12 protein-coding genes and 2 pseudogenes are annotated in these 13121 nt (G+C 33.3%); 11 read left to right on the forward strand and 3 right to left on the reverse strand.

Translation table 11 applies throughout. The features are described from left to right. Positions 1 to 20: 20 nt before the first annotated feature. Positions 21 to 446, reverse strand: a complete 426-nt coding sequence (locus NGI30_RS00345; protein ID WP_251942398.1) for a MaoC/PaaZ C-terminal domain-containing protein — start codon at positions 444 to 446, stop codon at positions 21 to 23. Positions 447 to 602: 156 nt separating this feature from the next. Here NGI30_RS00345 and NGI30_RS00350 point away from each other — a divergent pair, with 156 nt between their 5' ends. Genes NGI30_RS00350 through NGI30_RS00360 form a run of 3 tightly spaced genes read left to right on the forward strand, consistent with a single transcriptional unit; the run spans position 603 to position 3768 of the window. After that, entirely contained in the window at positions 603 to 1226 is a 624-nt protein-coding gene (locus tag NGI30_RS00350) for a TetR/AcrR family transcriptional regulator (RefSeq protein ID WP_251517096.1), read from the forward strand. 29 nt (positions 1227 to 1255) lie between these two features. Beyond that, the gene (locus tag NGI30_RS00355) at positions 1256 to 2137 is read left to right on the forward strand and encodes an ABC transporter ATP-binding protein (protein WP_251942399.1); all 882 of its coding nucleotides are present in this window, start codon (positions 1256 to 1258) and stop codon (positions 2135 to 2137) included. A gap of 23 nt (positions 2138 to 2160) precedes the next feature. Then, entirely contained in the window at positions 2161 to 3768 is a 1608-nt protein-coding gene (locus NGI30_RS00360; RefSeq protein WP_251942400.1) for an ABC transporter permease, read from the forward strand. A 64-nt stretch (positions 3769 to 3832) separates the two neighbouring features. Here NGI30_RS00360 and NGI30_RS00365 read toward each other — a convergent pair whose 3' ends face one another. After that, positions 3833 to 4051, reverse strand: a complete 219-nt coding sequence (locus NGI30_RS00365) for a hypothetical protein (protein WP_251517103.1) — start codon at positions 4049 to 4051, stop codon at positions 3833 to 3835. Positions 4052 to 4246: 195 nt separating this feature from the next. Between NGI30_RS00365 and NGI30_RS00370 the strand changes: the two genes are divergently transcribed. After that, positions 4247 to 5086, forward strand: a complete 840-nt coding sequence (locus tag NGI30_RS00370) for a YitT family protein (RefSeq protein WP_251517105.1) — start codon at positions 4247 to 4249, stop codon at positions 5084 to 5086. Positions 5087 to 5155: 69 nt separating this feature from the next. Here NGI30_RS00370 and trhO read toward each other — a convergent pair whose 3' ends face one another. Then, a complete protein-coding gene (gene trhO / locus NGI30_RS00375; protein ID WP_251942401.1) occupies positions 5156 to 6109 on the reverse strand; it encodes an oxygen-dependent tRNA uridine(34) hydroxylase TrhO in 954 nt (317 codons plus the stop codon). Between the two features lie 333 nt (positions 6110 to 6442). Here trhO and NGI30_RS00380 point away from each other — a divergent pair. From NGI30_RS00380 to xylB, 7 genes and pseudogenes are all read left to right on the forward strand, one after another. Next, positions 6443 to 7381, forward strand: a pseudogene (locus NGI30_RS00380) (ADP-ribosylglycohydrolase family protein). A 102-nt stretch (positions 7382 to 7483) separates the two neighbouring features. Further along, positions 7484 to 7954, forward strand: coding sequence for a peptide-methionine (S)-S-oxide reductase (locus NGI30_RS00385; protein ID WP_251517109.1), 471 nt, complete (start codon positions 7484 to 7486; stop codon positions 7952 to 7954). A 224-nt stretch (positions 7955 to 8178) separates the two neighbouring features. Further along, positions 8179 to 9612, forward strand: coding sequence for a YhgE/Pip family protein (locus tag NGI30_RS00390; RefSeq protein ID WP_251942402.1), 1434 nt, complete (start codon positions 8179 to 8181; stop codon positions 9610 to 9612). Positions 9613 to 9638: 26 nt separating this feature from the next. Then, a complete protein-coding gene (locus tag NGI30_RS00395) occupies positions 9639 to 10094 on the forward strand; it encodes a MarR family winged helix-turn-helix transcriptional regulator (RefSeq protein WP_251942403.1) in 456 nt (151 codons plus the stop codon). A 214-nt stretch (positions 10095 to 10308) separates the two neighbouring features. Then, positions 10309 to 10395 (forward strand): annotated as a pseudogene (locus NGI30_RS00400) (hypothetical protein); the annotation flags it as partial. A gap of 92 nt (positions 10396 to 10487) precedes the next feature. Further along, a complete protein-coding gene (locus tag NGI30_RS00405; protein ID WP_251517115.1) occupies positions 10488 to 11411 on the forward strand; it encodes an AEC family transporter in 924 nt (307 codons plus the stop codon). A 158-nt stretch (positions 11412 to 11569) separates the two neighbouring features. Further along, positions 11570 to 13057, forward strand: coding sequence for a xylulokinase (xylB, locus tag NGI30_RS00410; RefSeq protein ID WP_251942404.1), 1488 nt, complete (start codon positions 11570 to 11572; stop codon positions 13055 to 13057). The last annotated feature ends 64 nt before the right edge of the window (positions 13058 to 13121 follow it).

Raw genomic sequence — 13121 nt, forward strand, 5'->3', positions numbered from 1 at the left:
CTTCATCGGCTTCTTCTATATTATTTAGCGATAATCGTTGCTAAATCCCCTTTAAATACGAGTTGATCATGATGATTATAGGTGGACATGCGTATTGTGAGTAAACCGCTCTCTTTTTTTGTTGATTTTTTATCAATTACTTCGACAACGACGTATATTGTGTCGTTAGGGAACACAGGTTTAGTAAATTTCACGTTATCCATGCGTGTACCTGCAATAATATCTTCTCCATAATTTTCCGTTTCAACCCACAACTTAAACGACAAAGATAATGTTTGAAACCCAGAAGCTATAATACCTCCAAATTGTCCTTGTTCTGCCTTCTCTTTATCAATATGCATATACTGTGGATCATAAAATGTCGCAAATTGCATGATATCTTCTTCGGTAATGTGATATGTATTTGTTTTAAAAGTATCGCCGACATTAAATGCGTCAAATTTCATATATGTAATCACTTCTTTTCTATATATATTATGTATTTAAAACAACTACACCCATATATATTATAAAACCAATTTGTTCAAAAAATCATGAGGGATGTTTTTATTTTTAAAAACTAATTGACCAAACTGGTCACATTATATATGGAGGCACTCATAATGACTCATTCAAAATTCGAAAATTTAACTACCACTAAAAAAACAATAATTATTAACGCCGCTATTAAAACGTTCGAAAAGAACGGGTTTGATAAAGCGTCGACAAATGAAATCGTAAAACAGGCCAACATTTCAAAAGGTTCTTTGTTCAATTACTTTAATAATAAAAAAGACCTATTTCTCTATTTAATAGATTATAGTGTGCAAATATTAGAAGAAATGTATGAAAAAATCGATCTGAACGAAACGGATTTATTTAAAAGGATTGAAAATGTTGGCTTTCAAAAGTTAAAAGTTCAAAAAACACACCCTGAGATATTTGATTTTCTAAAATCTACAGTTAATGAGACATCAATAGAAGTGAAACCAATGATTGAAAGTAAATTATCTACTTTATATGAGCATGGGATGCAAAAGATATATTCCAATATAGATTATTCAAAGTTTCGTGATGATATAGATATAGAAAAAGCAACAGAAATACTAAATTGGACAATGTTAGGTTCTGGAGACAAAGCGATGCAACAAATAGAAACTTTTGAAGATATATCCCAATTTGGTGATCAATATTTAAAGGAATGGAACGCATACGCCCAAATATTAAAACGTGCATTTTATAAATAGGTCATTTTAAACAAAGGGAGGTTATGACTATGGAAGAAATTATGAAAGTCAATGGTTTGCACAAGTCTTTTGGTAAATTTAAAGCGTTGCAAGATGTTTCTTTTTCAATAAATGAGGGGGAAGTCTTAGGGTTTATTGGTCCTAACGGTGCTGGTAAGTCCACAACGTTGCGCATTTTATTAGGTTCCATTAAAAAAGACGGAGGGGAGGCTAAAATATTTGGCGAAGATGTTTGGCAACAAAGTATAAAAATTCATAAACGGTTATCTTATGTTCCAGGTGATATTGCGTTATGGGGTAATTTAACAGGTGGCGAAATTATCGATTTATTTATGAAATTACACGGTAAAGGAAACCAACAAAAACGTGACGAGCTTATTAAACGATTTGAATTAGATCCTAGAAAAAAAGCAAAAGGCTATTCCAAGGGGAATCGTCAAAAAATCGGTCTTATCGCAGCACTGGCAGTAGATTCAGATTTATATATTTTTGATGAGCCAACATCTGGTCTTGATCCGTTGATGGAAGTTGTGTTCCAAAAAGAAGTTGAAAAGCTTAAAAAAGCTGGAAAAACGATTTTACTATCTTCCCACATTTTAAGCGAGGTAGAACGTTTGGCAGATAGAGTTGCGATTATTAGAGAAGGCAAGGTAATTGAGACGGGCACACTCGATGAATTACGTCACTTAACGCGTACTAAAATATTAATCGAAACAGAGGAAGATGTTACGCAATTATCAACTTTACAAGGTGTCAGTGATTTCAGCCAGAGTAATAATCAAGCAACCTTTACGGTAGATAAGAAAGATCTTAACCATGTATTTAGTAAAGCGACGCAACTGAATATCAAAAATATTGAATCAAAACCACCTACACTCGAAGAATTATTTATCCATCATTATGAGAAATAAATGATGAAAGGAGGTCCTCGTTGATGAAAGAAAGATTTAATGGTTCGCACATGTTGTTATTGCAATATCTTAAACGCGATTGGAAGAAATTATTATTATGGATTTTATGTGTTACATTATTTTCAGTAGGTTTTATACCGTCTTTTAAAGAAATGAGTGAAGACAAAGCTTTACTAGGTTTATATGAAACATTTCAAAATCCTGCTATGATTTCAATGGTCGGTCCCACGCCTATAAATTCAGGTTCAGATTATACTTTAGGGGCATTATACGCACAAGAAATGCTATTATTTTGTGCGTTATTAGCATTGATATTATCTGTCTTACATGTGGTTGGACATACACGTAAGGAAGAAGAGTCGGGACTTACGGAATTGGTTCGATCATATCAAATAGGACGACAAGCTAATTCACTTGCAGTCATCGTTGAAATGCTAGTTGTTAATGTGTTGATAGCATTACTAAGTACTTTGATAATAGTAAGTTATCAGATGGATACAATTTCTGTTAAAGGTGCAATAATTTTTGGGATAACAATCGGAATGGCAGGTATGTTTGGGACAAGTATTGCGCTAGTCATGGCCCAATTAATGCCAACATCATCCTCCGCCAATGGATTATCACTTGGTATCATTGGCATATTATATATTATCCGAGCAGGGACAGACGTTTCGAATAAAGATTATTCAATGATTAATCCACTAGGGTGGGCATACCTCACTTATCCGTTTACAGATAACAACTGGTCACCAATCATTTATAATTTGATACTTTGTATCCTCTTAATATTCATTGCAATGATGTTAGAAAATTCACGAGACATGGGTTCGAGCTTTATTCCTGAACGTAAAGGGAAAGCACATGCCTCTAAATTTCTCATGTCTATTCCTGGTATATTTTTCAAAATAACTAAAGGGCTAATCTTTTGGTGGCTTCTCACATTTATATTGATGGGAGCTGCTTATGGTTCAATTTATGGAGATATGCAAGATTTCTTAGAGAATAATAAAATGATGCAACAAATGTTTGCATCAAAAGATCATTCACTAGAGGTATCATTTACGAGTACGATTATGGTGGTCTTAATTAGTTTAGTGACGATATTACCTATGATATTAGTAAATAAATTATATTCTGAAGAAAAGCAATTACACTTTACTCAAATCTATGCAACACATGTGTCGCGAAGTAAAGTTTATTGGACAGGTATCATCACAGCTATTCTAAGTGGTTTGCTAGGTATAGTTGTGACAACATTAGGTTTAGGTCTTGTAGCACAAGCATCGATGAAACATAACAGTGACTTAGCATTAATGGACTTTATTACGGCAGGCTATAATGATTTGCCATTTGTAGTATTATTTATCGGAATAACTGCACTAGCACTTGGGTGGGCGCCGAAATTCGGTAAATACGCTTATGCTTATTTAATCTATACGTTCGTTATTGATTACTTCGGTAACCTATTAGACTTCCCTGAATGGCTGGAGCATACTTCAGTGCTCAACTGGCTGCCACAGATGCCTAAAGATGAGTTTGAGGTCATGCCTTTTACAATCATTATGATAATAAGCATTGTCTTAATAGTGTTAGGATATATTGGATATAGAAGAAGAGACTTAATAGGTTGATCAAAAAATTAAGACCTACTACTTTTGCGGGTAGGTCTTATCATTTTAATTGTCCCTTTGTGCTTTAATTACGTTTAAATAAAAATAAAATAGCACCGATTAAACTGAAAATAGTTACTACAAAAACAATATTCATAATTGATAATGTTTCAATAATTACGACGTCTTTACCTAAGCGCTCAAATGCGTTAAGCTGTAAATCTTGCTCGAATTCTTCGTCGCTACGCGCTCTTGGTGATTTAACTTCTAAATCTTTCATCATTCTTTCTTCTACTTTTGGCATATTCATCCCCCTCAATTTCTATGTTCCCGATAAATGTAAAATAAATCATATAAAATATAAAAATACTCATTAAATTAAAAATGACCATTTAAAAATTTGAAAGAGTCATATATGTTTAATAATATAGAACATTGTGTTCAGCAATAATTTTTATTCTGTGCTTTAAAATAGACTGCGATAAAGGAGTGAGTATTTTTGGAATATCGTGTACATTTAAAAAATATTTTCTTTTGTTTGTTAGGGACATTTTTAATTGCAATTGGTGTAAATGCGTTTATACTTGCCTCTAACCTCGGTGAAGGTGGAACAGTAGGGATTTCGTTAAATCTTAAGTACACTTTAGGTATTTCACCAGCACTATCTTCTCTAATCATTAATATTATCGTTATTATTATTGGTTGGAGATATTTAAGCAAGACTGCTGCAATTTACACGTTAATCACTGTTATTTCAAGTTCGTTTTTTATTGGGTTAACAGAGAAATTCAATTTGCATATCGGTTCTGATTTTATAAATTGTGTATTTTCAGGCTTATTAATAGGTATGGGGACAGGTTTTGTCATTTCTGCTCGCAGTACGATAGGTGGCACTTCAGTTATTGCTAAGATTATAGACAAATATACTGAAATCAAGACATCTCAAGCTTTATTTATACTCGATACATTGATTGTACTTTCATTCTTGCTAGTCTTACCTGTTGAAAATGTATTATATACAATTATCATGTTGTTTATCGTAGAGAAAAGTATGTCCTTCGTCATTGAAGGGTTCAATCCTAAAAAAGCAATTACGATTATGTCGAAATATAATAAAGAAATCAGCCAACAAATTAATGTTGAGACGGGACGCGGTTCAACGTTATTAAATGGTGAAGGTGGATATGGCCAAGAAAAAAGCCAAGTTCTTTACGTTGTAGTCGCCCAAAACCAAGTTGGTCGTATTAAGAAGATTGTTAATGCGAATGATGAAAATGCATTTCTTGTTATTCACGACGTAAGAGATGTGTTAGGTAACGGCTTTATGAAATTAAATTAAATCAAAAAAACCCTTCAACGGTTCAAGTTAATTGCAACTTGTGTTGAAGGGTTTTTTTGATATATCATTTTATTGATTTATTGGTGTTTTGAAATTTTCTAAACGTTGCTCAATTTCTGCTTCGCTTAAATCATGCTTTTTAATATAACGGTTACGTTCATTGATTGCACATTCATACGAGCAAGCACCTAAATGACGGTGTTCATTCTCTTCAGATGAAAGGATTTGTTTATTACATTCAGGGTTACTACAGTTAATGTAACGTTCACATTGCGTGCCGTCGAACCAATCTTTACCGACTACTGTCTTCTCAACGTTATTGACGTCGACACTAATGCGTTCATCGAAGACATACATCTTACCGTCCCATAAATCACCTTGTGTTTCAGGGTCTTTACCATAAGTTGCGATGCCACCTTCAAGTTGGCTTACGTCTTCGAATCCTTCTTTCAATAAGAATGCTGAAAATTTTTCACAGCGAATGCCACCAGTACAATATGTGACGATCTTCTTATCCATGAATTGATCTTTATTCTCTTTAATCCACTCAGGTAAGTCTCGGAAACGTCTAATATCAGGACGAACTGCCCCACGGAAATGTCCGAGGTCATATTCATAATCATTACGGGCATCGATAACGATTGTATCTTCTGATTCTAATGCAGATTTAAATTCTTTAGGTGAAAGATATTTACCTGTTTCGTCAGTTGGATCCACATCATTATCTAAGCCAGAAGCTACGATTTCTTGGCGTGGACGTACGTGCATCTTCTTGAATGCATGACCTTCTGCTTTATCAATTTTAAATGTGATATCAGCGAAACGTGCGTCAGATTTTAATTGTTCCATATATTGATCTGTAGCCTCAACTGTACCTGATACAGTACCGTTAATACCTTCTGTTGATACTAAGATACGTCCTTTTAGGTCTAAACTTTTACAGAAATTTAAATGTTCCATTGCGAATGTATCTGGGTCATCAATTGTTGTATATTTATAATATAGCAATACTCTATAATCCATATTTATACGCTCCTTTTAAATTTTTATTTTCTTAAAATGAAATCTTTATCTATATATTAAGCATTATGCGATATATCATTATTAATCGTATTAAAAAGTTCAAATATATATTTTACCAAATTTACATAATGAATCAATATTTGTGACTCAATAATGAAATTATAATTTTTTTAATAGTAGTGAAAATATTTCGATAGAGTGTGATAAAATAATTAGAAAAATGAGTACTTTAATCGACGAAATAAATGGAATTTCTTCTATAAGTCACTTTCAAGATGGTTATTAAGTAGGGATAGGTGTGAATATGTGATGAAAAATAATTATTTAAAATCAATGATTTGGGGAGGAGTTGTTGGGGACGCATTAGGGGTTCCGTATGAGTTTAAATTAAGAGGGCAATTTCAAGCGCAAGAAATGATAGGAAATGGGACCTATGATTTACCTGCTGGGTCGTGGTCAGATGATACTTCAATGACACTCTGTACAGTTGAACACGTGGCCAAACACACAACTTTAAATCAGCTTATGGATGCATTTGTAGCATATGCAGAAGAGGACTATATGACGACGTCGTCAGGTCTATTTGATATCGGTATACAAACTCAAAATGCGATTGAAAGATGGAAATATTTGGAGACAGATGCAGAACATTGCGGTTTAAGTGATGAACGAAGTAATGGCAATGGTTCATTGATGAGAATTGCAGCAATCCTCCCTCTAACTTATGGGCAGGGAATGAAAATGTGTTTAACACTAGCTCGTCGATATTCTAGTTTGACACATGGTCATGAACGTTCAGTTGTTGGTTGTTTTGTATATTTGCAGTTGTTAGAAACTGTTATTCAATATTTAGAACAAGATAATCGTGATAAAGAGGATATTATAATTGAAACTGAGCAACGTATTACTCAATTTTTATCTAGTGAGCATTCATATGCAAAATTGAATAAGGAATATCAACAATTTTACAAAAGCGTTCTCAGTCCAACGATAAAAGGTAAAAATATTGAAGCAATTCCATCTTCAGGTTATGTTGTGCATACATTTGAAGCGGTCATTTGATGCTTTATGCAAGGGGATGACTATAAAGAAATCGTACTTCAAGCCGTGAATCTAGGGGAAGATACAGATACAATTGCATCTATTGTAGGACAACTTGCTGCGCTTTATTACGGTTATGATAATATTCCTGATGAATGGCTACATCAAATAAGAAATAAAGCACTTATTGAATCTGTATGTGGGAATTATTATGATATGTTAGATTTATAAATATTAAACTAAATTATGCTGATGCGTTCATTTTCATTGTATACATGTGAGTTTAACGCATGAGCATTTTTGAATTATATACTTGTTAAGAGAGGGATTTTAATGGAAACAGTTTATCTTGCTGGAGGATGTCTCTGGGGTGTACAAGCATTTATTAATACGTTGCCTGGTGTAATTGAAACGGAAGCGGGCAGAGCGAATGGTGACACAAATACGTTAGATGGTGAATACGATGGTTATGCAGAATGCGTGAAGACTACGTATGATCCACATCAAGTGTCAGTGTCAGATTTAATGAATTATTTATTTGAAATTATAGATCCCTATGCAGTTAACCACCAAGGCGAAGATGTAGGTCCAAAATATCGTACAGGATTTTACAGTGAGGATGCTTCACATTTAGAAGTCGCTCAAGCATTTATAAATGAACGAAATGATAAAGAACGTATTATGGTCGAAGTAAAACCTTTAAGCAATTATGTAAAAAGCGCAGACATTCATCAAAACCATTTAGAAAAATATCCCAATGATTACTGTCATATACCACCAATTTTAATGAATAAATACAAGTAAATTAATTGTAAATTTTTCTTGACATTAAAATTAAAAGGGAGTAATATGCTTAATTGTACATGGGGTGTACTAAATTTCTAATCTGTAACTTTTATTGGGATTATTTTTTTGAGTAATGGTACACAGGGTGTACTGTTTTGGGTGTTAACGATAAAAATAAGGGTGCTTATATAAATTTAAAACGATTAGTACAACAGGTGTACTATAGAAAAAGGAAGGTAAATATGTTTAATGAATTAAAATTTATTTTAAGAAATAAGATGTTGTTGGTATCACTTATTGCAATAGCGTTAGTTTCAACAATCTATGTTGCTTTATTTGTAGGATCCATTTATAATCCTTACGAAAAAACAGAGAACTTAAAAATTTCAATCGTCAACCACGATAAACCAGCAAAGTTAAATGGTAAGAAGGTGACGATTGGTGATGATTTAGTAGATAAATTAAAAGACAAAGATAATTTTAAATTCCAAGAAGTATCAGAAAAAAAGGCAGCTGATCAATTGAAAACAGGTGAAGCCACTGGAACTATCATTATTCCAGAAAATGCTTCACAAAATGCGACAACTTTATTAAATAAACACCCTAAAAAAATTAATTTAGAAACACAAGTCAACCCTGGATCAAGTTACACAGGTAGTCAAATATCACAAAAAGCTATTAATACTGTAACAGATTCTATTAAACAAAATATTCGCTCCAATTATCTAGACGACATGTTCGCTAGTGCTGGTAAATCCAAGTCAGACAATCAAGATATGTCTGATGCATTAGGTAAAATGTCTCACTCAGAATCTAAATTACTTTCAGGTAATCAACAAGTTACGGACGGTTTAAAACAACTTGAACCACAGGTCGGCCAACCGGCTCAAAAATTAATTTCAGGCAACCAAGATGTAACAGATGGTTTAAATCAACTTAAGAAAAATAACGATGAACTAAAATCAAAATTAGATAATTCAATCGCACAACAAAATGGCACATATTTAGAGAAAAACAATGAAAAAGCTATCAATGAAGTTACGAAAACGACTGAAAACAATCCTACTTCAGTAGACCACTATGGTGAATCAATCGTTCCATATATGGCAAGTGTAAGTTTATTTGTAGTTGCTCTATCGTTTAGTGCCGTATATCCACTAAGAAAGACAATTACTAAAGATGTGTCACCTTTGAAACAACTTACAGGCAAGTTTACACTTTATGTAATACAAGGTGCGGTAGCCGCATTGTTAATGAGTTGTTGGGTTATTTTCGCATTGCAAATGCCAATTGATCGTGTAGGATTATTCTTTTTAAATGGAATGGTATGGGGTATTACAGCAATCACAATTACGTCGTTCCTAGTACTGCTACTTGATAGAATTGGGTTGTTTTTATCAATGATATTATTAGTATTACAACTAAGTTCGAGCGAAGGTATGTTTCCTATAGATCTCTCAGCTAAATTCTTTAAAGTCATCAATCCGTTTTCACCAATGTCGTATGCTATTCAAGGATACAGAGAAGCTATTTTTACAAATGCAGGACATTACAGCTATACTGTCGTAATGATTGTGCTAATTTCTATCATTATCGTGATGATGATATTACAATTCATAGTGTTAACATGGTTTCATAAAAGAGAAAAACTGCCATTTACGATGAACTTTAAATAAGGATTTCATAACAAGGGGGATCTATAATGGAAAATATGGATCAAACGATTGAAGAGGCAATCAATAGGTTTCAAATCGTCATGTTGCGCTTGAATAAGGAAATTGTCGGCATTGTTAAAGAAACAGGTTTAGATAATTTACTTTCACGCGAACAAATTGAAGCCATGCGTATTATACAAAATAAGGGCAAAGTGACGATTAATGAACTTGCAGCACTGCAAAATATTTTTAAAACGGCGGCATCCAAACGTATTAGTAAGTTAGTAGAAATGGGCTACGTTACGCGAGCACATACCGAAAATAAAAGAATTAAGTTAATCCAATTAAGTGACGAGGGTGAGCAGTTTTTACAAAAAGCTACCGCCGTTATGACAGAAGCTGTGAAAGAAAGATTAGTACAACACTTCACCCAAGCAGAAATAGAACAATTCGTTGATCAATTAACCCATATCGACGATGTATTTAAGAAAAATAAAAAGTAAACTTTAGAAGGCATTTCATTCAAAAGAGTGAAATGTCTTCTTTTTTTAATGTTAAAATATAAGTAATACGATTAGGTCATTGCATAATAAAATTAAAGCAAAACCAATGATATTGATGTATAAAAATCGTAAAATTAAACTAAATCGCTTTAAATTAATATATACTAGCTTTAATTAAGAAAACGGAAGGAAAATTTTGAGGTGAGTTAAAATGATGATATTAGTAATGTTATCCCCAATATTTGTTATCGGATTTATAATATTATCCATCATGGAAGAGAAAAAACGTAAAAATAAGAAATAAAGTATTTCATCAGTCGTTCACATAGTTAAAAGATAAATGTATCATCATGCTTCAGTTTGTGAGTAGTTATAGAAAAAGGAGGATGCGTGATGAGTGCAATGTTATTTATTTTTCAATCGGTGTTATTACCGATATTCATTATGATTGGCTTGGGGTACATCTTACACAAGAAATTCCAACTCAATTTAAATACGTTAGCTAAACTCAATATTTATGTCTTTGTACCAGGCTATATCTTTGTTAAGTTTTACAAGACAGATTTTAAATTTAGTATGTTGCTTTATATTGCTTTGTTTTTTGTACTTTATGTCCTCGTACTTTATATAATTGGATGGTTAATTACTAAATTAGGAAATGTTGAAGAAGGTGAAGCGACAACTTTAAAAAATAGTATTTTATTTTTTAATTCTGGTAATTATGGTGTACCTGTAAACGATCTCGTGTTTAAAGGTGACCCGATTGCAATGTCAGTTCAAGTCATCGTATTGTCTTTACAAAATATCTTCACTTTTTCTTATGGTATTTTCGCAATACAGAAAATACAAGTAGGTAAATTGAAAGCACTGCTTGGTTATTTGAAGATGCCTGTACTTTACGCATTATTGTTTGCATTAATTTTAAATTATGCCAATATCCCTATACCTAAATTTATATGGACCCCAGCGAATTATGTAGCGGATGCAATGATCGCGATAGCTTTAATATTATTAGGTGCCCAAATTTCTAAAATTAAAATGAAATTGAAATGGTCACGCGCATATATTTTTATATTCATACGACTCGTTGTTGGACCGGTCATCGCATTCTTTATCATAAAAATTATGGGCATTGATGGTGTTATTGCACAAACGTTATTTATTGCTTCAGCTATGCCAACCTCAGTTAATAGTTCGGTGATTGCTCAAGAATACGATAATAATCCAGAATTAGCTGCAGAAATCGTATTTTTATCAACTTTATTAAGTGCTATAACCGTAGTTGTCGTGATTTATTGTTCCAAACTGTTATTTTAAAAATGTTAGTGTCCCGTTGCATTTTTAATTTAAAGTTAAAGCATTCTATCTCGATATATTTGATTTTATTTTTTATCGTGTTATAAATATAATGAATATTTAAATTAAGCAATTTTCCCAAAGCAATAAAATAAATTCAAAAAGGAACGGTTGGAAAAATGACAGACGTTGTTTTAGGTATTGATATTGGTACGAGTTCTGTGAAAGTGATTGCAGTCGATAAAGGTGGTCACGTACTTCAAACGAAGAGCGAGCCTTTAGAAGTCATGCAATTACAACCTGGCTATAGTGAGCAACATCCAGATGATTGGTATCAAGCAACAATCTCTGCGATTAAACAGTTATTAACTCAAAATGAAATGAAGCACGCCGTAGTTAAAGGATTATCTTTTTCAGGGCAAATGCACAGTTTAGTTATTATTGATGAACATAATCAGCCTATAAGACCAGCGATATTGTGGAATGATACGCGTTCTACACCACAATGTGAACAAATCATTCGAACAATAGGAGACTACGTGGTGTCTAATCCAGTGTTAGAAGGCTTTACATTAACGAAGTTGTTATGGGTGAAAGATAACGAACCTGATAACTGGCGTAAGATCAAAACATTCATGTTACCTAAAGATTATGTACGCTTTAAATTAACAGGCAACGTTCATATGGAATATTCTGATGCTTCAAGTACATTGTTACTAGATCCAAAGGAGAAGAAGTGGCGCAAAGATATTGCAGATCTGTTTGGAATTGGCGATATTTGTCCCGAACTTGTTGCGTCACAAGACTTTGTAGGAATGGTAGATAAGCTTGTTGCAGAGGAGTTAGGATTGAACGAAGATGTAGCAGTGTTTGCAGGTGGAGGAGATAATGCTTGCGGAGCACTTGGAGCTGGTATTATCCATCCGAATGACACGCTTTGTAGCATCGGCACTTCAGGTGTTGTATTGTCATGTGAAGATCAACAAAGTAAAGAATATAGACATAATATGCATTACTTTAACCACGTGTTAGACGATATGGACTATGTAATGGGAGTCACATTAGCAGCTGGTGGCAGTCTAAATTGGTTGAAGAATAATGTGTTAACGCAGTTTGATTATCCAGAAATTGTTAAAATGGCGAGCCAATCAACTGTAGGAAGTAGAGGGTTGCTATTTACACCGTACTTGTCAGGTGAACGTACGCCCCATGGAGATTCATCAATAAGAGGTAGTTTCATTGGCTTAAGTGTGATGCATACAAACAATGATTTGGCGCGTGCAGTAATTGAAGGTGTAACATACTCATTATTTGATTCTATTCAATATTTACGATCCCAAGGAAAGTCTATTGATCATGTTGTTGACATTGGTGGCGGTGCTAGAAGTAATTTCTGGTTACAATTACAAGCAGACGTATTTAATACAAAAGTGAGTAAATTAAAATATGAAGAAGGACCAAGCATGGGGGCAGCGATTATAGCAGTAAATGGTCTAGGCTGGTACGAAAGTTTGGAAGCCGTGTTAAATCAATTTATTGTTTATGACACAACTTTTAAACCTGACCCAAAAATGCATGAACAGTATATGAACTATTTCGATATTTATCAAAACGTTTATCAACAAACACAATCAATTACATCAGAGCTCTTAAAACGTTCACGTTAAGTTGAACTTTTAGAGTTGAATTCTCGTCTAATTAAAGATATTATGAAGTTAAATGTGAATGACA

It is taken from the genome of Staphylococcus sp. Marseille-Q5304 (assembly GCF_943737015.1).
GTDB lineage: Bacteria > Bacillota > Bacilli > Staphylococcales > Staphylococcaceae > Staphylococcus > Staphylococcus hsinchuensis.